Source organism: Myxococcales bacterium, assembly GCA_022184915.1.
Lineage (GTDB): Bacteria > Myxococcota_A > Polyangia > Fen-1088 > Fen-1088 > JAGTJU01.
Window position 1 is genome coordinate 534,454 of record JAGTJU010000003.1, and the last position, 22,226, is coordinate 556,679.

General features: G+C 66.6%; 14 protein-coding genes and 1 pseudogene. 12 read left to right on the forward strand and 3 right to left on the reverse strand.

Annotated features, from left to right (window positions below):
- The first annotated feature begins 118 nt into the window (after window positions 1-118).
- The 6 genes from KA712_13725 (at window position 119) to KA712_13750 (ending at window position 9,201) form a co-directional block, all read left to right on the forward strand.
- The gene (locus tag KA712_13725; GenBank protein ID MCG5054018.1) at window positions 119-4,144 is read left to right on the forward strand and encodes a protein kinase; all 4,026 of its coding nucleotides are present in this window, start codon (window positions 119-121) and stop codon (window positions 4,142-4,144) included.
- Window positions 4,145-4,216: 72 nt separating this feature from the next.
- Window positions 4,217-4,519, forward strand: a complete 303-nt coding sequence (locus KA712_13730; protein ID MCG5054019.1) for a Dabb family protein — start codon at window positions 4,217-4,219, stop codon at window positions 4,517-4,519.
- A gap of 128 nt (window positions 4,520-4,647) precedes the next feature.
- Entirely contained in the window at window positions 4,648-5,589 is a 942-nt protein-coding gene (locus KA712_13735) for an ABC transporter ATP-binding protein (GenBank protein MCG5054020.1), read from the forward strand.
- A complete protein-coding gene (locus KA712_13740; GenBank protein ID MCG5054021.1) occupies window positions 5,586-6,311 on the forward strand; it encodes an ABC transporter permease in 726 nt (241 codons plus the stop codon). The genes KA712_13735 and KA712_13740 overlap by 4 nt, the downstream gene beginning before the upstream one ends.
- Complete coding sequence (locus KA712_13745; GenBank protein ID MCG5054022.1) at window positions 6,302-8,221, forward strand: GldG family protein; 1,920 nt, start codon at window positions 6,302-6,304, stop codon at window positions 8,219-8,221. The genes KA712_13740 and KA712_13745 overlap by 10 nt, the downstream gene beginning before the upstream one ends.
- On the forward strand, window positions 8,221-9,201 hold the full coding sequence (locus KA712_13750; GenBank protein ID MCG5054023.1) for a hypothetical protein: 981 nt from the start codon (window positions 8,221-8,223) through the stop codon (window positions 9,199-9,201). The genes KA712_13745 and KA712_13750 overlap by 1 nt, the downstream gene beginning before the upstream one ends.
- A gap of 381 nt (window positions 9,202-9,582) precedes the next feature.
- On the opposite strand, the gene KA712_13755 is transcribed toward KA712_13750, so the two are convergent.
- The 3 genes from KA712_13755 to KA712_13765 all read right to left on the reverse strand — a co-directional run bounded on the left by KA712_13755 (window position 9,583) and on the right by KA712_13765 (window position 14,724).
- Window positions 9,583-12,777 (reverse strand): TonB-dependent receptor, encoded by a 3,195-nt coding sequence (locus KA712_13755; protein ID MCG5054024.1) that lies wholly within the window; start codon window positions 12,775-12,777, stop codon window positions 9,583-9,585.
- A gap of 52 nt (window positions 12,778-12,829) precedes the next feature.
- Entirely contained in the window at window positions 12,830-13,654 is an 825-nt protein-coding gene (locus tag KA712_13760) for a hypothetical protein (protein MCG5054025.1), read from the reverse strand.
- A 239-nt stretch (window positions 13,655-13,893) separates the two neighbouring features.
- On the reverse strand, window positions 13,894-14,724 hold the full coding sequence (locus tag KA712_13765; protein MCG5054026.1) for an energy transducer TonB: 831 nt from the start codon (window positions 14,722-14,724) through the stop codon (window positions 13,894-13,896).
- Between the two features lie 265 nt (window positions 14,725-14,989).
- Between KA712_13765 and KA712_13770 the strand changes: the two genes are divergently transcribed.
- From KA712_13770 to KA712_13795, 6 genes and pseudogenes are all read left to right on the forward strand, one after another.
- Complete coding sequence (locus KA712_13770) at window positions 14,990-16,087, forward strand: sigma 54-interacting transcriptional regulator (protein MCG5054027.1); 1,098 nt, start codon at window positions 14,990-14,992, stop codon at window positions 16,085-16,087.
- Window positions 16,088-16,112: 25 nt separating this feature from the next.
- Complete coding sequence (locus KA712_13775; GenBank protein MCG5054028.1) at window positions 16,113-17,147, forward strand: diguanylate cyclase; 1,035 nt, start codon at window positions 16,113-16,115, stop codon at window positions 17,145-17,147.
- 210 nt (window positions 17,148-17,357) lie between these two features.
- Complete coding sequence (locus KA712_13780; protein ID MCG5054029.1) at window positions 17,358-18,740, forward strand: serine/threonine protein kinase; 1,383 nt, start codon at window positions 17,358-17,360, stop codon at window positions 18,738-18,740.
- Window positions 18,741-18,837: 97 nt separating this feature from the next.
- The gene (locus KA712_13785; GenBank protein ID MCG5054030.1) at window positions 18,838-19,206 is read left to right on the forward strand and encodes a hypothetical protein; all 369 of its coding nucleotides are present in this window, start codon (window positions 18,838-18,840) and stop codon (window positions 19,204-19,206) included.
- A 66-nt stretch (window positions 19,207-19,272) separates the two neighbouring features.
- A complete protein-coding gene (locus KA712_13790) occupies window positions 19,273-19,581 on the forward strand; it encodes a DUF1844 domain-containing protein (GenBank protein MCG5054031.1) in 309 nt (102 codons plus the stop codon).
- Window positions 19,582-19,640: 59 nt separating this feature from the next.
- Window positions 19,641-22,218: pseudogene (locus tag KA712_13795) on the forward strand (AAA family ATPase).
- Window positions 22,219-22,226 lie beyond the last annotated feature (8 nt).

Below are 22,226 nucleotides of genomic sequence, written 5' to 3' on the forward strand. Positions count from 1 at the left end.
AACGAATGCTGCCGAATGCCATGGATCGGGTGTTGACCTGGCGGCAAAGACAGCCGCGTCCTTGCGGCGCGTTTCGGGGGCAGTCCGCCCGCGCGCCCCGTCACGGGCGAGGCGTGCGATGATGCGCTGTCCGCAATGTGGCTGTCGCCTCGCCTCGGCCGATCCCGTGTGCCCTGCACATGGGGTGCAAGCGCTTGCCGAAGAGGCGGCACGCCTGCCCGCGCCCCCTCCCGACCCCCGGATCGACGGGTTCGTGATCCAAAAACGAATTGGCCAAGGCGGGTTCGGGGCCGTCTACCGGGCCGAACGGCAGTCCGATGCACAGCCCGTGGCCATCAAGGTGGCCCTGGGGGACAACCCCGCCGCCCGCCGCAGCCTCGACAAGGAGATCTGGGCTCTGCAGCTGCTGCGCCCGCCCTACACGCCCGCGCTGATGGGCAAGGGCACCACGGCGGAGGGCAACCCCTTCTTGGCGCTCGAGTACGTTCCGGCACCCACCCTGGCCGAGGTCATGGACGAAATGCCCGGGCTGTGGACCTTTGACCGGCTCGCGGTCTTCGGCAAACCCCTGCTCTCGGCCATGGCCGAGGTCCACCGGGCGGGGATCGTCCACCGCGACATCAAGCCCGAAAACTTCTTCGTGAGCGGCCAGGGCACCAACGTCACCGTGCGCGTCTTCGACTTCGGCTTGGCCGCGCCCACCGGCCAACCGGGCGACCCCGAATCGGCACGTGAGGGCACCCCCGAGTACATGGCGCCCGAACAGGACGCCGCCGAGCTCTCCATCGATCCCCGCGCCGACGTATATGCCCTCGGGGTGATGTTCTACGAGCTCTTGGCCGGTGCCTTGCCGTTTCCCGGCACCGCCGCCGACATGCGGGAAGGGCACCGAAGCCGGCGGCCTCCTCTGTTGGCGCGCAGGCTCGGCTTGTCTCAGCCGCTCGAGGCGGTGATCCTGCGCTGCCTCGCGAAGGACCGCGAACGGCGGTTCGCGGATGCGGGCGCGCTGTTGGCCGAACTCAAGCCCCTCTTCCGCGCGGCCGCGCCCGACCTGGCGACGACCACCATGGAGCTGCCGGCCATCACCTCCACGAGCGGCAGCGGCAGAATGCCCGCGGCGCCCCCGGAGCCCGGGGCGCCCGCAAAAGCCAAAGCCGAACAACGTCCCTTGGCGCTCCTGTTTTTCAAGCCCAACGAGGGGCAGGCGGTGGGCCCTGGTGAAGCCCGACGCCTGGGCGGCGAGCTCGCCAGCGCCAGTCCTTCCCTGGGCTTGGTGCTGGCGTTCGATCACGAAAGCTCCGACAACCCGGTGCGCCTTGCGGCCTCGGCCGCGCAGCGGGTGGTGGAGCTCGGCATGACCGACCGCGCTTTGGTGGATTCCTTCAGCGTGCTGGTCCAGATCCGTCCGAACGGCCAGCGCCGCTTCGTGAGCGCAAACTTCAACCGCAAGGACAAGTATCCCGGGCCGTCTTTGCCCGCGGGTGTCCTGCTCACCCAGGCCGCGCTCGAGCTCGTGCCCCAGCTCGATGCCCACCCGGTGCCCGAACATGCCGACCTGCACCTGCTCGACACCGCCGACAAACAAGAGCTCACCGTGGTGGGCGCCGTTCGCCACGCCTTCGTGGGCCGCGACACCGAGCTCGAGACCCTGTTCGCCTCCGCCCGCGCGGCCGCTTCGCCCACCCCCACCATCGCGACCGTGGTCGCTGAAGGAGGGCTCGGCAAAAGCGAGCTCGCGGGCGCGTTGGCCTCCGGCCTGCCCACGAAGGTGCCCGCAGGCAACCTGTTTGCGTTTCGCTGCCAGGAGGGCCTCGACGGGGGGGGCAGCCGCTCGCTGGGCGAGCTGTTGCGCTTCGCGCTCGCCCTGCCCAAAGAAGCGCCCGAGGACAGAGGCCGCGCCCTGCTTGCCGAACATCTCGCGCACGCGGGTGAGGGCCTCTGGGCCCCCGCGGCCCTTGCCGTGGGCTGGGTGGGGCTGGAGCTGCCCGAGCTCCAGGAGACTTTGGCCGCGCCCGGCGCCCTGCGTGCGGCCCAGGCGCGCGCGGTGGGCGAGGCCCTGAGGCTGAGCGCCAAAACGCGGCCCGTGCTCGTCATTGCCGACGACGCCCACCTGGCCGACGAGACCCTGCTCGACGCCCTCGAGTACGCCACCTTGAAAGAGGGCGGCGCGGCGGTGTGGGTGTGCGTGCTCACCCGTCCTTCGCTGCTCGTGGGGCGTCCCTTGCTTGGCGCGCGCGCCGCCGAGAACCCCCGGCTCGACTTGACCCCGCTGCGCACCGAGGACGCCCTGTCCCTGGCACGCTTGCTCCTGCAGCCGGCCGAAAACGTCCCGACCCCGGCCCTCCAAAAGTTGGTGGCGCGCACCCAGGGCAACCCTCTGCTCCTCGTCGAACTGGTGCGCGGCCTCAAGCGCGACGGCGCCATCCAGCAAAGCTCGAAAGGGGAATACAAGCTGGCCGCCGAGGCCATCGACCAGCTTCCCGATTCGCCGGTGATGCAGTGGCTGGCCACCCGGGAAATCGAGTCTTTACCCCCCGATCTGGCAGGGCACGCCCGTATGGCGGCCCTCCTCGGCAGCGAGGTGAGTGACACCGAGCTCGAAGGCGTCATCGCACTCGGTGAAGGCGATGAGATCGAACTCGAGACCCTGCTCGACGCGGGCGTGGGGCTGCGCCGCTTGGTGGATGCCGGGGTGCTCGTGCGCCACCGCAACGCACGCTACTCGTTCCGCTACGGCGTTTTGCGAGACGCCACGTACAACATGGTGCCCGAAGCGCGGCGCAGGGAGATCCATGCCCTGGCCTTCCGCTTTTACGAAGCCCAGGTCGAGATGCCCGAAGAAGAGGCGCTGCCGCGGCGGGCGTTCCATAGCGCCCGCGCGGGCCTTCGCGAGGAGGCCGCGCATCTGTTCATCCGCCTGGCCGAGCGGGCGCGGCGCCGGCACGCCTACCTCGAGGCCTCGAACCTTTACAGCCAGGCCCGTGAGCAGATCGACACCGTTCATCCCGAACGCATCATGCCTTTGTCTCTTGCTCACGGCCTGATGCAGTTTCGGCTGGGCAACTACGACCGCGCCTTCGAGCGCCTGAGCGAGGCCCGCAGCTTCGCGCAGCAGCTACAAGACCGCCGCAGCGAGTTCGAGATCCTGGTGGAGATGTCGACGGTGCTCGATTTCCTCCATCACTACGAAGAATCCAAGCGGGTCGTGGACGAAGCCGCGCAGCTCATGCCGGAAGACAACGATCCCCTCAGCCACGCGCGCGTTCAGTTCGGCCGGGGCCGCAGCCTCTATCGCTTCAGCCGGGTGGAAGAATCGATCCCCCCCACCTGGGAGGCGGCCCGGGTGGCCGAAACCCTCGGCGACGCCGGCTACGAGACCCGCGTCGACGCCCTGCAGATGGTGGGTGCGGCCCTTGGCACCGTGGGCCGGCTCGACGAGGCGCTCGCGGTGTTCGACGAGCTGCTCGAGATCTGTGCGCAACACGGCGACGTGCTTCACGAGACCGCCACCCTGGGCAACCGCGTCTACGTTTGGCTTCCGCGGGGCAACTTCGCCCAGCTGCGCCTCGAGTACGAGCGCGCGCTCAACCTGGCGCGCGAGAACTGCTTCTCGACCGTCGAGACAAACCTCATCCACAACCTGGCCGAGGTGGCGCTCATCACGGGCGATCTGGAGTCGGCTGACAGCTACGCAGCCCGCGTCGTGGCGCTGAGCGATCGCACGTCGGGGCAAAGCCCCTATCCGGCGCTGGTCATGTTGCTCCTGCGCGCGCGCGCCAGCATCGCCAAGGGCGACGAGGCGGCCGCCACGGCGTTTTTGCAGGAGATCGCGCGACGGCAGGACACGGCCCGACAGGCGGGGCACCCGATCGAGCTCATGCCGTCAGACGCCGTCCTGAGAGATACGGTGGAGCTCGCCACCCGGGACGCCACCGCCGACGAGTGGAAGGCGTTGTTCGCCCGCTGTCAGGAGTTCTCCGTGCAGCTCGAGCCCATCGAGATCCATGCCCTTCGCGGCTTGGCGGCGCAGCGGCGCGGCCAGACTTCCGTGGCACGGGAGGCCCTGGCTCACGCCCTCACCCTGGCCCAGGGAACCCCCTGGGTCCCGCCCATCGAGGCGTGGCTTGCGGCCCTGGCCGCCTGAAATCGCCTGTCGTCACCGCAGCGGCGCGCCTTTTCGCTTGGCGGCGAAATCGGATTTCGCGACTCTAGGCCGATGCTTTCCCACGTCGTGATTTTTTGGACCAAACCCGAAGTGCCCGATGCCGCCGATCGGCTGCTGGCGGGCATGCGTGAATACCTCGCCGACATCCCCGGCGTCCGCGGTTTTCATTGCGGCAAGATGGTGCCGAGTGAACGCCCTGTGGTCGACCAGAGCTACCAGGTGGGGCTCTACGTGTTGGTCGACGACAAAGCGGCCGAGCTGGCCTACCAGGTGCACCCGCAACACCTGGCCTTCATCGAAAACGTGGTCAAGGCCACCACCTTGCGCGCCGTGGTCTACGACTACGCCGACTGAACGGCCTCTCGTGGCCTGGGCGCGGGCCGTCGCGCGGTGCGCACCGCGGCCCTGCGCCCCCCCTGACTAAAGCCAGCCCTCCGAACCGTCGAACCACATACCGGTTTTTCGGGAGGACGGTTGGCCACATGATCGAGGTGCGAGGCCTCACCAAGTACTACGGCGACCACGCCGCGATCCGCAACATTGCCTTCGACATCGAAAAAGGCGCGGTGATCGGCTTTCTTGGGCTCAACGGAGCCGGAAAAACCACCACCCTCAAGATCCTGAGCTGCATCCTGCTACCCACCGCCGGCACCGTCGTGGTGGACGGCGTGGACGCCCTCCAGCACCCGCACGAGATACGCAAGCGCATCGGGTTTTTGCCCGATACCCCGCCGCTATACAACGAGATGACGGTGGGCGAGTACCTCACCTTCGCGGCGCGCGTACGGGGCGTCGCCCGCGGGCGCACCATGAAGGCCGTGGGCGAGGCCGAGGAAAAAACCGGCCTTGTCCACAAGCACAAAGAGCTCGTGGGACGCCTATCTCACGGCTACCGTCAACGCGTGGGCGTGGCGCAAGCCCTCGTGCACAACCCCGCGCTGCTCATCCTCGACGAACCCACGAGCGGGCTCGACCCTCTACAAATCGTGGAGATGCGCAACCTCATCAAGAGCCTGCGCGGTCAGCACACGTTGCTCATCTCCAGCCACATCCTCGCGGAGATCTCACAGACCTGCGACCGCCTGCTCGTGATCCAGGCCGGCGAGATCGTCCGCCAGGGCACCGAGGAGGAGCTCGCCTCGTCGATGGGCACGAGGGTCGACGTGGAGATCGATCTGCAGGGGGAAGCGGGTCAAGTGGCCGAGCGGCTGCGTACGCTCGCGGGTGTGTGCCAGGTGGACGTGGCGGCCGAACAACACGGCCTCGTGAGGCTCCACGTGGTCACCGAAGGCGAAAAGCGGCCCGAGCTCGTGGCCACGGTGGTGGCCGCCGGAGGTCAAGTGCTGCGCGTGGATCGGGGGCGCGGGCGGCTGGAGAAAATCTTCATCGAGCTCACCCGTGCCAAGGAGGAGACTGTCTCATGAGCAACGTGCTCACCATCGCGGGCCGCGATCTCGGGGCGTACTTCCGCACGCAGAGCGGGTACGTCATCTTCGCCCTGGTCCTCCTCATCGACGGCCTCTTGTTCAACGCCTTCGCGCTCGGTGAACCGGACCGACGGTCCTCTGAGGTGCTCGCGAAGTTCTTTTATTTCTCGAGCGGAACCACGATGATCGCGAGCGTCCTCATCTCGATGCGCCTCTTGGCCGAGGAGAAACAAACCGGCACGATTGTCCTGCTCACGTCGTCGCCCTTGAGAGACCGCGACATCGTGCTGGGCAAGTACCTTTCGGGGTTGACCTTCATGGCCATCATCACGTTGGCCACGGTTTACATGCCACTTCTGATCTTGGTGCACGGCAAGATCTCCTGGGGTCACCTGGCGGCAGGTTACCTTGGCCTCTTGCTCCTGGGCAGCGCCACCTTGGCGCTTGGCACTTTGGGCTCTGCGCTCGCGCGCACGCAGGTGCTGGCCGCGATCATCTCGGGCGTGCTCGTGGTGTTGCTGCTCACGTGCTGGCTGCTCACCCGGGTGACGGACTACCCCATGAACGAAGTCGTGCTGGAGCTGGCGCTTTATCACCGCCACTTTCCCTCGTTCACGATGGGCCTCATACGTCTTGCGGACTTGCTCTACTACGCGATGGTGAGCTACGTGGCTCTGTTCTTGGCGATCCGTGCCCTGGAGGCCCGCAGATGGCGCTGACGCCTGTCTTGCGACCAGGCCACCGCGCAACGGGCTCCGTGGTCTATGCCTGCGGCATGGGCGCGATGTTCCTGGGGCAGCGCGTGCTGGGAAGCGGCACGACAGCGTGGATCCTCACCGCCGTGGGCTTCGTGGCCGTGGCGGGCGCCTTCGGCGCGAGACTCATGTCGCTGGCGCGGGCGCGTCTTGGGGATCGTACGGGACAATCGGGGCTCGCGTTGCTTTACGGGCTCGGCCTGGCTTCACTCGTGGCCTACGTGCTCTCTTCGGAGATCTTGCTGCTGACATTGGGCACGTCGCTCGACAGACATGCGCCGTCCCTGGATCAAGCCCTCGAGACGCTTTGGCCGGCGCTCTGGCTCGCCGGGTCGCTTCCCGTGCTCTTCGTCGAGCTGGCTTATCGCTCCATGCGACGCGCTCCGGTGTTCGAGCGGGGGCGGCTGCGCACCTCGCTTCTGGCAGGCGTGGGCGTGGCGTTTGCGCTCGTCTTCGCGTTCGCCACCGTCTACACCGGGCGCATCACGGACGTACGCTGGGACGTTTCGTACTTCCGCACGGCGAAAGCAGGCGATTCCACCCGCCGGATCGTGGAAGCGCTCGACAAACCCGTGACCATCACCACCTTCTTTCCTCCCACGAACGACGTGGCCCGAGAGGTCGATGCTTACGTAGGACAGCTCCAGGATCTATCGCCCTTGCTGAAGATCGAGCGCTACGATCACGCGCTCGACCCCGGCAAGGGGCGAGAGCTCGGGGTCACCGGCAACGGTGTCATCGTGGTGAGACGGGGCACCATGCGACGCCAGATCGGCATACCCCTCGAACTCGAAAGAGCGCGGCCGGAGCTGCGGAAGCTGGACCAACAGGTGAACAAGACCCTGCTCACCGTCACACGCCCAGTGCGTCGGGTCTATTTCACGCGAGGTCACGACGAGCGCGTCTTCAAACCCGTGACCGACACCGATCGGCGCAGCACGCTCTCGCACCTCGAGCGCACCCTCGAAGACGAAGGCTTCGACGTCGTCGAGCTCAGCATCGCTCACGGGCTGGGTGCCGAGGTCCCCGAGGACGCCGCGGTCGTGGTGGTGATGGGCCCCATGAAGGCGTTTCTTCCCGAGGAAGCAGCGGCCCTGCAAAGGTATGTGCAGCAGCGAGGCGGAAGCGTGCTCGTGGCGCTGGATCCGGAAGTGGGACTTGGTTTCGAGGGGCTCCTGGCTCCCTTGGGGCTGGCCTTCACGCCCACCCTCCTGGCCAACGATCTCGTGCACTGGCGCCGTACGGGACAGGCCTCGGATCGGGCCAACGTTGCCACCGTGAGTTTTGGTACCCACGTGTCCGTATCGACCCTGGCCAAGCTCGGCATGCAAGCGCCTGTCGTGTTCATAGGGGCGGGTGCGCTCACGAGCCTGCCTGACGCCAAGCCCGCCGCCGAGCCTGTCATTTTCAGCGACGCCAACACCTGGGCAGACGTCGAACCGGACTTCGAGCCCGGCCCCACCGAGGAGCGGACCACGTTCACTCTGGCCAGCGCCGTTTCCTTTGCGCTGCCAGATCCTCAGCCGGCCGGTCGCCTGCTGGTGGTGGCCGACGCCGACGCGTTTGGCGACGTGGCCATGCAGAACCCCGGCAACCGCACACTTTTTGCCGACTCCCTGCACTGGCTTTCGCGTGACGAGACCATCGTGGGCGAGGTGGCTTCGGAGGAGGACGTTCCCCTCACGCACTCGAAGAAGCAGGACCTGGCTTGGTTTTATCTGACTAGCTTCCTTCCGCCGGCTTCTGTGTTGATCTTGGGTACGCTCTTCACGCGGCGCCGTCGCGCCGAGCGCGCCCGCGATGAGCACCTGAATCCGCAACACACCGGCAGACCGCCCGAAGCAGCGGCAACCGAGCGCAAGGAGGCGGTCTGATGACGGGGCGAGGTACCGCCGTTCAAGGCGCCCTGGCCGCCACGGCGCTGGGCGTGGCGTTTCTTCTGTCTCGGGCCGGAGACTCTGCGAGCCTGGCGGAGGCGATCGTCATCGACGCGCGGTCGAGCGATCTCGAGAGCCTCACCTACTTCGACGGCAAGCGACACTACCGGGTCGAGCCCGATCCCGCCGCTGGCCCCGGAGAGTTGCGGGTCCACGTCTCCGGGGGCGACCGCAGGGTCCCGGTGGGCATGGCACCGGAGCGGGTCCCCGATCGCACACTCCGGGGGGGACGGCTGGCCAAGGACCTCTGGGCATTCTTCTCTCCGCTTCGTTCGATGCGCGCCCTCGGCAAGGTGTCTGACGAGCGCCGCCAGGCCCTCGGACTCACCGAAACCAAGAACCGGCTCACGGTGAAGGTGAGGGGCGTCGAACGCAAGTTCCGACTCGCGCCGCCCCCTCCCGGTGCGGTGGAACCGTACTTGCTCTCCGAGGACGATGGGCGGGCGTACCTGGTTCAGCGCGTGGTCATGAACACCTTCTCGGAGCGGGCGCTCGGACCGGCCGAGGTGCACGACTTCCCCATGACCGCCTACGACCGGATCGCGCTGACACCCGTGGGCAAACCCGCCGTCACGTTGAAGTCCCTTCGCGCCGAAGGCACTGAAACGCACCTCTCACCCGAAGCGGAGCTCTCCGTGAACCTCGCCTCCCTCGAGGACTGGCACCGTGCCCTGTTCACGATCCCGATCGAAGATGCGCTCGGACCCGAAGAGCTGCCCGCCTCCGGTCCCGTGAACGTACGGTACCGGCTGGAATACTGGAGCGGCCGCGACCGGATGGGGTGGATGGACCTCGCCGTGGCCTCCTTCCGGGGTGGGCCGCGCCTTTACTTCCGTTCGGAGCGCTCACTCGGCTGGATGGTGGGGCCCCAGGGCTCGGCTGCCTTGCTCGACCAGGCCGACAAGCTCTTTCGCTAGGGGCCCTGCGCCCCTCCTGCCGCGGGCCGGGAGCACAGCTTGTCCCCAAAGACGAGCTTCGCCTTGGGAGCAGCCTCGTGGCGAAGATGGCTTCTGTCGGGAGTGGCTGCATCGCACATTCACTTGTCGCCCGGCCGCCGACGCAGGCTCGCAGGTACGTCTCGCGTCTCGAGAGCGGCTACAGGCGTGCCGCGAACGAACTGTGTCCCTCGTGCAAGGAACCCACCTTGCCGAGCCCGCGGCCTCTCGCAGGGATCACACGCAGGCCGCTCGTCCCGGCGTGAGCTAAGTGCGCCGCGACCAACTTGGTGCGTACATACACGAAGCCCCGGCTCCACCGCAAGGTAGACGCCGGGGCTCACATCGAACCGCAAGGGTCGATTAGAACAGGAGCCGCAGACCCATCCGCGCGTTGAACGGCGCCTGAAAGAGCCGCGCGTTGCCAAAGTTCGGATTCACGTTGACGGCTTGACCGCCCACGTTCTTTGCCACTGCCAGATCTTCCTTCGTACCGCCCACGATGGGGGCCACCATGTCGAACGTGTAGTTGTCGTCCGTCAGCAGGGCCGTGCGGGTGTTGAACAGGTTGAAGAAGTCGGCGAAGACCTCGAGGCTCAGCTCTTTGCCCAGGTTTTGCCGGTAAGACAGCTTCAGATCCACCTGAGACACCATGGGCGTGCGGCCTCCCGAGCCGCGAGGCAAGAGGAACACAACCTGGTAGCCGGGGATGAGCGCCCCGATGTAGTTGCGCGGCACGCCCGAAAACGCAGAGAAAATGAGGCCGCCCAGAAGCCGCCCTGGACCCACGTTGTGCTCGTAGTATCCGGCCACGCGACCGGAGTGAGGCCGATCGTTGGCCAAAGGACCCTTGCGGTTGAGCACCAGCTCGGGGGTGTCGTAGAAGTTGCTGCCGTTCGGCGCCGCGTACGAGTTATCGGCGTCGTAAAGGCCGTTGTAGTTTCCGCGCACCCGGGCGTACGTGTACTGCGCGTCCATCCAGAAGTTGTTCGAGAACCGCTTGTTCACGTTGAAGGTGACACCCGTGTAGCGCCGCTCGGGCTTGGGCGATACCGCCAGTCCCTTGAGGTTGGCAGAGCGGGCTTGAAGATTCCCGAGCTCAGCCTCGAGCCGCTCCTTGTCCACATCGTTCGTGGCGCCGGCCAGCTCCATCTCCTTGGCCACCACTTCGGCGTCTGCCTTCTCGAGGGAGCTACCGGGGATGTTGCCGGGGTTGGCGAGCACGAAGGTAAAGTCGGGCGCCGCCGTTCCGTCTTCGATGATGTTGCCCACCCAACGGTGGGTCACGTTGAACCCGACAAGCAAGTCCTCGAGCGGTGACCACTGAGCGCCCCCGATGACTTCATCATGAAACTGACCCCGAAGGCCAGGCTGCACGGGGTAGGTCGAGCCGTTGTTGGCGGCAAAAACACCCGTCTGCTGGCAACTGTTCCACTCACCCCCGGCTCCCGTCCACTGCGAGGGGGGTACGGCACAGGTACTGGGGTCGAAGTTGCGGATCGCCACACCCTCGCCACCAAAGTAACGAGCCGCCAGGTTCAGCGGAACGGTCTCGTAAAAGCGGCCGTAGTGGCCGTAGATCTTCGCCCGGCCTTCGTTCGTGGGATCATAGATGGCGCCCGTGCGCAGCCCGAGGTTGTCGAGCGTTGCGAAGGGGTTGTCGTTGAAGTCGTACAGCTTCTGGCGCTCGTAGCGAAGCCCTGCGTTCAGGTTGAGGTTCGGCAGGGGTGAGTAGCTGTCCTGAACGAAGGCCGCGGTGCTCACGTTCCGCACCGTCGCGTTCAGCTGGTCTTTGTAAAAAGGTGGCTGGGTGAGCGGACTCGCGTCCTGGGCGAACTCGAAAGGGAAACGCCCTTGCGGCAAGGTGAAGAGGTTCCACACCTGCGTCCGGCCCCCGAAGTCCTGAATCGCGTTGCGGAACCCAGGTGGACCGGAAAAGCCCCGTTGCAGGGTCATGCGGTTCAGCTCGCCATGCAAACCGTACTTGAACTCGTGGCGCCCCGCGGCCTCGAATACATGCGTGGATTTCAGATCGCCCGCGAAGCGGTCGCCGGTCGAGCGCTCGATCTGGCCGTACCCGCCTCCGTGGTAGATGTCGACGGGGCAGGGATCGAACATCGTGCCGTTGACCATCCGGGGTTCACAACCTGGAGTTCCCTCGAGCGTCCAGAGGTTCGAGCCAAAGTACTCGATCGAGTTGCGCCCGTTGATGTCCGAGTAGGGGCTATCCCGACGGAAGAACTCACGGTGCCAGCCGAGGCTGGCGTCGATGCGCCACCTGCGGTCGAGAAGCTGAGTGGTGCCAGACAAGAGGAGATCCGTGTTGTCACGGGCGAACTCCGTCAAACCGGCGTACCGATCTTGGCTGGCCAGCGGGATCGTTTTGTTCAGGGCGTAGACCGATTGCGACCGCGTGGGCGTGCTGAAGAAGCTGAGGTTGAGGCGCGTATCGGGCTCGGGCAGGAAGGTCAGCTTGGCGCCCATCTGGTACATGCGACGATGCTGGTCCCACGATTGCGCGCCAAGCTGCGTGCGTCTGAGCTCGCCCTCTTCGTCCACATCGGCGACACCGTCGCCGTCGGCGTCGACGAGAGCCAAGGTCTGCCGCTGAAACGAGCTCGATTCCAGCCGTGGGGCAAAGCCCGCCCAGAAGAACAGCTTGTTCTTGACGAGCGGCCCGCCCACCTCGAACCCAAAGTTCAGATCGTTGCCGGGATCCGTCCGGCCGGTCAGCACCGAGCTCACGCGTTTTTCCCCCTTGGGCGTTCCGTAGAACGAGGAGGGGGTCCACATCCCGAACACCGTTCCGCGGTACTCGTTTGTGCCTGACTTCGTGACCACGTTGACCACGCCGCCCATCGCACCGCCGTACTCGGCGGCATAACCACCCGTGTTGACCGAGGTCTCGTCGATGAAGTCGAGCACCAGATTCGTACCGCCCTGGCTATTGGCTTGCCGGCTCTGCGTGCTCCCGAACTCGATGCCCGTCACGTTCAGCCCGTCCACCACGTACACGTTCTCGAGGCCCGAGGCGCCCAGCACAGACACGTTCCCTGTGGTGTCGAAGAACGCACCGGGGGTGAGTGTCAGCAGATCGTTGACCGTGCGCTCGAAGGGCAGGTTCCGGGTGAGCTCGCTCGAGATTGTGAGCCCCGTCCGGGCCGAGCCCAGGTCGACGGGCGCGGGCTTCCGGGTGATCACCATGGTCTCCGACGGCGCCAGCGGCGCGTTCACCACGCCGTTGGCGCGAAGGGACTCACCCGCGTGCAGCTCGATGGGCGGCGTCACGACCGGTGTCGTGGCGTCGGGGGCGAAAAATTGCAGCACGTACGCGCCCACGGGCAGCGCTGTGATCTGGTACGACCCGTCATCTCCTGTGAGCGTCGCCTGGTCGCCCTGAGGCCCCGAGGCGATCACCGTCACTCCGGAGGCGGGTAGCTGGGTGGTTTGGTCCACCACGTTTCCGAAGAGGGTGCCGGTCGTGGACTGTGCGAAGGCTTGCTCCGCCACCAGCAACCCACCCAACACAAAAGCAATTCGCTGGATCCAGGATTTCATGCTGTCTCTCCTTGCGGTCATGCGCGTGTGATTCGTCATGGGACACGCGCGGCTACGGCGCAGCCACGGGGAAGGTCAGGGTGACGAGCTGCCCAAGCGGCACGCCGAAGAGGTCTGTCGCGTCTTGCGCCACCGTCACCACGACGGAGGCCCCGGCGGGCCACATGCCGCTCTTCGGCGCTATCGAAAAGCTGGCAGGATCGGATTCGTCCGGGGTGATCTCGGTCTCGACCCCCGCCACGGGCACCGTACCCACGCTCACGCTGACGGAGATCTTCGAGGCGAAGGTGTCCGCCGGCAGGTTGTTGGCCGTGATCTTGAAAACGTGATCTGCCGTGAAGGGCATTTCGCTCTCCTCGCCAACGACCATGAACGCGTCCGTCACGAAGGTCAGCACGGGGGCGGCGCTGGGACCCACGACCAAGGGCGCACCGTTTTTCCCGCGCATGATCGCCGTGTTCAGGCTGACCTTCACGGCAGAGCCCGCGGGCAACCCGGGCACCGGTTGGGCGCTGATCGACGGACCGGGCGCGTAAATCAGGGTGAATTGGCTGTCACCGTTGGGCGTATACACGGTGGTGGCCGTGGGGTTTCCGGTGGCTTCGATCAACACCACGCCGGGCTTGTCCACGCCCGCGTCCACGTCAACCAGCGGGTCGAAATCGAGCAGCTCGGAGAAGAGCGCGTTGAACGACACCCGCGGTGGAACCGAAAACACGCCCGCGTCAGGGTCTCTCGTCACAGGCGAGCCCGAGGGGCCCACGACATCGAACGCAAGCAGCGTGGGGGTCCCGGCCTTGTCGGTCTCCACGCACGCGGTCATGGGCACCAACGCCGCGAACCCGAGGAGAAGAAAAGGTCTGCCGAATCGAAACATGTGTCACCTCGCCAAAGAAAATGAAAACGCCACCCTGATGGCCCTCAGCATCATTCGGACGCCCCTGGATACAGCTTGAGCACTTTTGTTTCAAAAGTGCACAGCGGCGAGAGTGCGGGAAAAAAGGCAAAAATCGAGAATTCGTACACCCCAGGCCTGGCCCGACACACGGCGCGTTAACAGCCCACGACCGAGCGGCGGCAGGGCAAAGGCCCCGATCGTCGTTGGGTTTTCCCCGGTCACTCGGCGCGGAACTCGAAGCGCACGAAGGTGCAAAACGGCACTGCGGTGTCGCCAGCGACGAGCGGTTTATAGCGCCACGTCCTGACGGCCTTGGCGATGCTGTCATCGAGCGTGGGATCTGCGCGCTTGACGAACTCGACCGACTCGACGGCCCCGCTCATCGACACACAGACCTTGGTCATGGCCACGAACGAGGCCCCCGTTTTCGCTAGATGCGCAGGAAAGGACGGGGGCTGCCCCGAAACCCGCTGTAAGCGCCCCAGGGCCTCGGGGAGCATGCGTGGCCTCGCGGCTCCGGTACCGCCCGGCACGCCGCCACCGGTCCCGGTGCCCGTGCCGGCTCCGCCACGCCCCAGACCCCCGCCACCCGCGGGACCCGCAGCCGCCACCGTCGCCGCGGCGCCTGCGCCTGCCGAAGAAGCCGTTTCCGGACGTGGCTCAACCGGAGGCGCCGCAGCTTCGGTGGGCGCGATCACCGGTGTGGGTGGAGAAGGCCGCTCCTCGGGTACGGAGGGCGGCGGTACCTCGGGGCGACGCCTCAGGTTGGGTCTTTGTCCCTGATGCCTCGGAGGACCCTTGTCTGCCGCCGGCGCGCCCGCAGACGCCTCCGGCTCACCCTTCAGTTCCGGTGGCGCCGCGGCCAGCGTGGGCGCGCGCAGGAAGCTGAGCTTCACCGAAGGCGCGGGAAGCTCCTCCACGGTGGTGAGGGACTCGACCGTGGCCCACGCCAAGGCCCCCGCGTGTGCGAACACGGAGATGAGCACGGTGGCGTGAAATAGAACGCCGCGCTTGGCCTTGGTTTTTCCTAGGTAGGTCTCGAAGGGCAAGGTGTGGGGCCTCGCAGTGTTTGCCCGGGTAAGACTCTCTTCTCATGAAGCGTTCGGCGGCTTTCGATTCAGTCTTGATGTAGGTCCCACGCGTGCCGGTCACCGCTTGGCGTCGCGGCCGCACGGGGCCCGTTCTCGCGGCCGCATTTCAGCTTTCGCCCGTCTCTTCCGAGTACCCAGGACGTCCGCTCATGGTTGGGTTTTGGCGCCGTCGGCACCTCGGGTAGGGGGGCTCTGGGTGCCGTTCATGCGCGGAAGGAAACGAATGCCTGTGTCGAAAACGGGGGAATACTCGACTTATCCTTTTACGCCGGAACGGCGTGCCCACGTGGCGTCCGCCTTCGATCGGCTCGTGGGTTCGTCGGACCTCATGAGGGCCGTCTTCGAGCGTCTGCGGCGCGCCTCTCTCTCGGACGCAACCATTTTGCTCCAGGGCGAGACGGGAACGGGCAAAGAGGCGGTGGCCGAGGCCATCCACCTGACCAGCACACGGCGCAATGGGCCTTTCATCGTGGTCGATTGCGGCGCTCTGCCGCCGCAGCTGATGGAGGCCGAACTGTTCGGGCACGAAAAGGGCGCCTATACGGGCGCCGTGGTGGCGCGTCCCGGGTGTTTCGAGGCGGCTCACCAGGGCACGGTCTTCCTCGACGAGATCGGGGAACTCGACATCTCGTTGCAGCCAAAGCTGCTCCGCGCGCTCGAGCGCCGGCATATCAAGCGGCTCGGCAGCACCGAGTACAAGCCGGTGGACGTGCGCATCCTCGCGGCCACCAACCGCGACCTCAAACGCGACGTGGAACGGGGGACGTTTCGCTCCGATCTCTTCTTCAGGTTGGCAGTGGTCTCAGCCGCCTTGCCACCCCTGCGCGCCCGCACGACTGATCTGGCGGGTCTCATTCAGCACATCCTCGCGACGCTCGGGGACGTGGATCGCGAGATCTTCGACATGATGATGGATCCCGCGTTCCACCGGGAACTTGCCCGGTATCCCTGGCCGGGCAACGTGCGTGAACTGCGCAATCACATCGAATGCTGTGTGGCCCTGGGCGAATCTCGCCCGCCCGGCAGCGTCGACATGGACATCACCGGGGTGATTCCCCTCGACCAGTTTGCCCTGGATCTTTCGCTGCCGCTCAAGGAGGCGCGGGACGTGTGCCTGCGCGCGTTCGAGCAACGCTATCTGGACGGCCAGCTCGCCAGGCACCACGGCAACGTCAGCGCCGCGGCCCGGGCGTCCGGCGTCGATCGCGCACACTTTTACCGCATGCTGTGGAAATACGGGCTGCGCGAGCCCGGCACCGAAACGCGTGAGCTGCCAGCCATGGGGCCTGACATACCGGCAAACCTCGACGAGTACACGTAGGCGCACGAGGCATGAGGATTTCGGAATGAAGGCGCGGCCCACGCGCAGCACACCGGGGCCCGAAAGGGTGCCCGAGGCGCTCATCCCGGGCGCCATTCCCAACATGGTGAGCCCGGCGACGACGACGGACTCCGCCTTGCCGTGTATGGAAGAGCGCACGCTCGAACGGCTGACCGAGGTCGTCGAACGCACCCAGTCCGTATCTGCCGCACCGACGATTCCCACCATTCCTCGGGCCCCCTATTTGGTCGTGCTCACGGGGGATCATGAGGGCCGCGTGATCAAGCTTCCCCTCGAGGGCAGCTTCGTCATCGGCCGATCGGAGTCCTGCGATCTGTCCCTCGAGGACGACGGGATCTCGCGCTTGCACGCGAAGCTCGACGTCAAGGCGGGCAGCGTGATGCTCGAGGATATGGACAGCCGCAACGGCACGTTCATCGGTCCGCAGGCGGTCCGGCGCCAGCGGCTCCTCGGCGACGAGATCATCCGCGTGGGTGCCCGCACGGTCCTGAAGTTCTCACTCATGGATGCGGTAGAGGAAGACTACCTGCGGCGCTTGCTTGCGGCAGCGCTTAAGGATCCCCTCACCGGACTCTATAACCGACGCCACTTCGACGAACGCTTGGCCATGGCCTGCGCCGCTGCCCAGCGGCACGGCGAACCCTTCGCCCTGGTGCTCGCCGACGTGGACGACTTCAAGCGCGTCAACGACACGTATGGGCACGGCACCGGGGACCTCGTGCTCCGGCAGGTGGCGGACATCCTTCACACCCGCGCTCGCCGTGAGGATGAGGTATTTCGCTACGGCGGCGAAGAGTTTGCCCTCGTCATGCGCAACACACCTCTCGCGGGCGCCGCAGAGGGGGCCGAGCGTATGAGAGCCGCAGTGGCCCTTGCGTCGGTCGAGACCGACGGAGTGTCCGTGGGCGTCACCCTCAGCCTGGGTGTGGCCGCGTTCCGTCCCGGCGACACGCCCGAGGGCCTCTTCGACCGCTCGGACCGCGCGCTCTACGAGGCCAAACACGAGGGCAAAAACCGCGCGGTTACGCTCAGCGACTGAGCGCGGAATCGTTTCGCGCCCCGGGGTGAGTGGGTCACCTCCCACGCAGAGCCCGCGCTTTTGGTCTCAACCTCGGGCCCGACCCTGCCGAAGATCCAGTCTCGGGGGTCCTGCTCGTGCCACGAACGTACACGCTCGACATACAGAGTTCGCAGAGCTCGTTTCGGCTCAGGACCGGCAACGGGTTCGTCCTTACAGGAGGTGCACACCGTGGCTGAGTCCGAAAAAACGCGCGTTTTGGCGGTCCCGCCGCAAGAGGACTCATCGTCCGGGTACCTGGCGCCCGGGTCGCCGGTCGGCAACTACGTCATCTCCGATCTCATCTCTGACGGCGGCTGCGGCAGCGTTTACCGTGCCAAGCACAGCCTCTTGGGGCGACCCGTCGCCATCAAGGTTCTGCGCCGGGAGTTCTCCGAGACGGGCTCGTCGATGGCCAAGCGCTTCTTGCTGGAGGCGCTGGCCATCAACATGATCCGGCACCCCAACATCGTGGATGTCTTCGAGTTCGGTCAGCTTCCCGACGGGCGCCCCTTTTACGTGATGGAGCACCTCGAGGGTCAAGACCTCGATAGCGCCATCAAACGGCATGGCCGTTACACGCCCGCCGAAGCGCTCGTTTTTCTCGAGCCGGTTTGCGAAGCCCTGGAGGCTGCCCACCGCGCGGGGTTCGTTCACCGCGACATCAAAGCAAGCAACGTTCACGTGGGACGAAGCCTGGATGGTAAGACCACCGTGAAGCTGCTCGACTTCGGTGTGGCCAAGGCACTCAACCCCGACAACCCCGGAGCGGGCCTCACCGTTGCCGGTTCGCGCATCGGGACCACCAGCGCCATGGCGCCCGAACAGATTCGCGGCGGGGACATCACGCCGGCCACCGACATCTACGCGCTGGGGGTGCTCCTGTTTCGGGTCCTCGTGGGACGCAACCCGTTTTCAGCCGCGGATCCCAACGAAGTGGAGCAGATGCACCTCAAGGCGTCGCCCCCCCGACCGAGCGAGTTCGCCCGGGTCTCCCCCGAGATCGACGCTGTCGTCCTGCGCGCCATGCAGAAAAAGCCCCAGGAGCGCTTCGGGACGGCGCACGCCTTCCTCGACGCGCTCAAGGCCGCGGTGACGGCCGAGTCGCAGGTGTCCGCCCCGCCGGCGGCAAGGGCCGTCGGCATTCTTGTCGACCTGCGCACGGATGAAACCGCAGACGACCTGGCCATGGCCGACGTGCTGACCTGCCTCGACATCGCGGAGCCAGCGCTCATCGCCGCCGGGTACAGCATGGTGCTTCAGACCGGCTCGGCCCTTCTAGCGGTCAAGCCCCTTCCCGAAAATGACCCTGTCATGGACCGCTTGATGCGGGCTGAGGCCATCGGCACCGCCCAGCACCTCTGGCAGGAGCTTTCGGCGCGCCCCGACCCCGAGACGGCCGTGCAGGTGAACGTGTCGGTTCACGCGACCTCCGCCACCGTTCGGAAGGTCGGCGACGGGCTCGAGATCGAAGGGGGCCCCATCGTCGAGATCTCCCAGTGGGCACCCGGGGATGCGCAAACCGGCGTGTTCGTGACCGCGGATGCCGGTCGAGACGTCGACCAGGCCGCCTGAGCCACCGTCCGCCCCGGCGCCTTAGACGCACCGGTGCAGAAGAATCCGGGCCGTCCGTCTTGACTTCGCCCAGGGCCTCGGATACGAAGCAGGCTCCATGTCCAGCGAAGAAGATCGCAAAGCGGAACGCCTGTTCGATAAGCGAACGCTCGAACGCAACCTGCGCAAGGGTCTGGTCTCCGTCAAGGACCTGGAGAAGCGAAACAGCGCCCTTCCTGACGTGAAGGACAAGATTGCGCCGCCGCCGGCCGACCTGCCCTTCAGCCCGACGCCCATCGCAGCCGTCCTGCCGGCCCCGACCTACATCGTGAGCAACGGGCGTCGTGACAGCCTGTCCGCCGACCTCGACGATGAGGACGAGGACGAGGACTTCGACGACGAAGAGGACGAAGAGGACGAAGAGGACGAAGACGAAGACGAAGACGAAGGCCTCGACGACGAAAAGGGCCTCCCCGAGGCCGGCTGAGCCTCTTGAGGGCCGCTGCCCACGGTGGGCCGTTGATCCCTCCGAGGGACGCGGTAGATTGCCTCCATGACCAGCGGTGAATTCCCAGCTCGGGGCTCCGCCGACGGGGCCGAGCGTCCGGCGTCCCTGCCCCCCGTGGATTTCCAGACGCTGGTGATCTCTCTTGGCAGCTCTGCCTTGATGCACCTCGGCCTGGTTCCGCACGTCGAGTCCGCGGGAACACGGCCTGATCTGCCCCTGGCCAAGCACACGCTCGACGTGCTGGCCATGCTGCAGGAAAAGACCCGGGGCAATCTGAGCAAGGCGGAGGCCGACCTGCTCGAGGGATTGCTTTACGACTTGCGTCTCAAGTACATCGAGGCCACGCGGCGGTGACGGCTCCTGCCGTGGGCCCACGAGCTCTCGCAAACGGGCCCCGGTAGGAGGACATCAAGGTGCGCTTCGATTTTCTGTCCCCCGCATCCCGCCAGGTGGTGGTTGGCGCCCAGCGGCTGGCACGCGGGCGCGGCGAGGAGCAAGTCGAGCTCGAGCACCTCTTGGCCTCACTTTGCGAGCATGAGGCCACACGCGACATCCTCGCCCGCGCGGGCGGTCGACCGGACGAACTCATCGCGCACCTGACACCGGTAATGGCCGGATTTCCCAAGGTGAACGCACCGACGGTCTACCTCGGGGAGCGGGTGCTGCGCCTCTTCGACCTGGCCCAGGCCGAAGCCGCGGAACGCGAGGGCGGCCTCGTCGAGCCTTGGCATTTGCTGCTGGCAATCCCTCTCGAGGATTCTGCAGCGGCGCGGGCCCTCAAGAGCGCCCAGGTGACCCTCGACCAGCTCGAACGCGCCACCATGGCCGACAAACTCGGCGCCGCACAGGAGGCCCAAGCGCCGACGAGCACGCCGCTGCTCGATCAGTATGCCCGTGACCTCACCGCCATGGCCGCGGCGGGCAAGCTGGACCCCGCGGTGGGGCGAGACCGGGAGCTACGCCGGGTGCTGCAGATTCTGGGTCGAAGGACCAAGAACAATCCGGTTTTGGTGGGCGAGCCCGGCGTGGGCAAAACCGCCATCGTCGAGGCCCTGGCCCAGCGAATCGTGGCAGGCGATGTGCCTCCGCGTCTTGCACGCCAGCGGATCTTCGCCATGGATGTGGGGGCTCTCGTGGCGGGGGCACGTTTTCGGGGCGATTTCGAGGACCGCGTGCGCGGGATCTTGGCCGAGGTGCGGGCGAGCCAGGGAGACGTACTCCTGTTCTTCGACGAACTGCATACCCTGGTGGGAGGGGGTCGCAGCGGCAACCTCGACGCAGCCAGCCTGCTCAAACCCGCGTTGGCGCGGGGCGAGGTGGCCATCATCGGTGCCACGACGCCGGACGAGTTCCGCCAGTCGATCGAGGCCGACCCCGCCTTTGAGCGGCGCTTTGCCCCCGTGCCGGTCGACGAGCCCGACGACGCCCGCTGTCTCGCGATGTTGCGGGCACAAAAGCGCCACTACGAGCAACGTCACGAGATCCGGATCCAGGATGCGGCGCTCGAGGCTGCGGTGAAACTGGCCCGTCGCTACATCAGCGCCCGCGCCCTGCCCGACAAGGCCTTTGACCTGCTCGACGAGGCGGCCAGCCGCTTGCGCCTCGAGCTGGACGGTCACCCCGACGAACTCGACGCCGTCGCGCGGGAGGTGCAGGCCCTCGACATGGAGCTCGCCATGCTCGCCCGCGACGGCTCACCCCAAAAAGAGCTCACCCGGACGCGCCTCGAGGACGCCCGCGCGGCCAGCGCCGTGAAGCTCACCGGCCTTCAAGACCGGCTCGCCCTCGAAAAGGAGGCCATCGAGATCCTGTGGGCCGCCACGGCAGCCTTCGAGGCGGCCCAGGAGCAGGCCGTGCGCGACGAAAAACGGGGGTGATCTCGCGGCCGCCGCGCGCCTGCGCCACGGCGAGTTGCCCGATCTCACGAAGCGGCTCGACGACGCCCGCACCCGCCTTGCAGAGGTGCACCGCGCGGGGCGCTTGCTCGAAGACGCCGTGGAGCCCGTTCACGTCGCGCGGGTGGTGGAGGACTGGACCGGCATCCCTGTGGCACGTACCCTCGAAGGCGAGGGCGACAAGATCCTGAATGTCGACGAGCGCCTCGGCGCCCGCGTGATCGGCCAGGACGAAGCCGTCAAGCTGGTGGGCAAGGCGATCAAGCGCAGCCGCGCCGGGCTCTCCGATCCGAACCGGCCCATCGGTTCGTTCATGTTTCTCGGGCCGACCGGCGTGGGGAAGACAGAGCTGGCGAAGGCCCTCGCGGCCTTTCTTTTCGACGACGAACACGCGCTCGTGCGCATCGACATGTCGGAGTACATGGAGAAGCACGCGGTGGCACGGCTCACGGGAGCGCCCCCGGGTTACGTGGGCTACGAAGAAGGCGGGCAGCTGACCGAGGCCATCCGCCGACGCCCCTATGCCGTCGTCCTGCTCGACGAGGTCGAAAAGGCCCACCCCGACGTGTTCAACGTGCTCTTGGCGCTTCTCGACGATGGCCGTCTCACCGACTCGTCCGGGCGCACGGTGAGCTTCGCGAACGTGGTCCTCATCATGACCTCGAACCTGGGCGCGGCGGCGATCCTCGAGACTGCCGAAACCCTCACCGATCCGCCCGCCCGGCGCGAAGCGATCACGGCCGCGGTGCAAAGCGCCCTGCGGGGACACTTCCGCCCCGAGTTCCTGAATCGGATCGACGAGGTGGTCGTGTTCAACCCCCTCGACCTCGAGACGATCGGGGCCATCGTGGACCTGCAGATGACCGCCCTCAACAAGCTGCTCGCCGAGCGGCGTCTGCGGCTCGAGCTGTCGCCCGAGGCAAGGGCCTGGCTCGCGGCAGAGGCTTACGATCCCGCATTCGGTGCGCGCCCGGTCAAGCGCACCATGGCACGGCACGTGCGCGACGCCCTCTCCGAGTCCATCTTGAGGGGGGCCTTCCAGAGCGACCAGGTCATCCGCATCGAGCGCGGCGAAGACGGTCTGCGTTTCGTTTAACGCGCGTG

What these genes read in the sequence shown, in the direction of transcription:
- KA712_13725 (MCG5054018.1), top strand. Translation starts at nt 119, where the DNA reads ATGATGCGCTGTCCGCAATGTGGCTGTCGCCTCGCCTCGGCCGATCCC.
- KA712_13730 (MCG5054019.1), top strand. Translation starts at nt 4,217, where the DNA reads ATGCTTTCCCACGTCGTGATTTTTTGGACCAAACCCGAAGTGCCCGAT.
- KA712_13735 (MCG5054020.1), top strand. Translation starts at nt 4,648, where the DNA reads ATGATCGAGGTGCGAGGCCTCACCAAGTACTACGGCGACCACGCCGCG.
- KA712_13740 (MCG5054021.1), top strand. Translation starts at nt 5,586, where the DNA reads ATGAGCAACGTGCTCACCATCGCGGGCCGCGATCTCGGGGCGTACTTC.
- KA712_13745 (MCG5054022.1), top strand. Translation starts at nt 6,302, where the DNA reads ATGGCGCTGACGCCTGTCTTGCGACCAGGCCACCGCGCAACGGGCTCC.
- KA712_13750 (MCG5054023.1), top strand. Translation starts at nt 8,221, where the DNA reads ATGACGGGGCGAGGTACCGCCGTTCAAGGCGCCCTGGCCGCCACGGCG.
- KA712_13755 (MCG5054024.1), bottom strand. Translation starts at nt 12,777, where the DNA reads ATGAAATCCTGGATCCAGCGAATTGCTTTTGTGTTGGGTGGGTTGCTG.
- KA712_13760 (MCG5054025.1), bottom strand. Translation starts at nt 13,654, where the DNA reads ATGTTTCGATTCGGCAGACCTTTTCTTCTCCTCGGGTTCGCGGCGTTG.
- KA712_13770 (MCG5054027.1), top strand. Translation starts at nt 14,990, where the DNA reads ATGCCTGTGTCGAAAACGGGGGAATACTCGACTTATCCTTTTACGCCG.
- KA712_13775 (MCG5054028.1), top strand. Translation starts at nt 16,113, where the DNA reads ATGAAGGCGCGGCCCACGCGCAGCACACCGGGGCCCGAAAGGGTGCCC.
- KA712_13785 (MCG5054030.1), top strand. Translation starts at nt 18,838, where the DNA reads ATGTCCAGCGAAGAAGATCGCAAAGCGGAACGCCTGTTCGATAAGCGA.
- KA712_13790 (MCG5054031.1), top strand. Translation starts at nt 19,273, where the DNA reads ATGACCAGCGGTGAATTCCCAGCTCGGGGCTCCGCCGACGGGGCCGAG.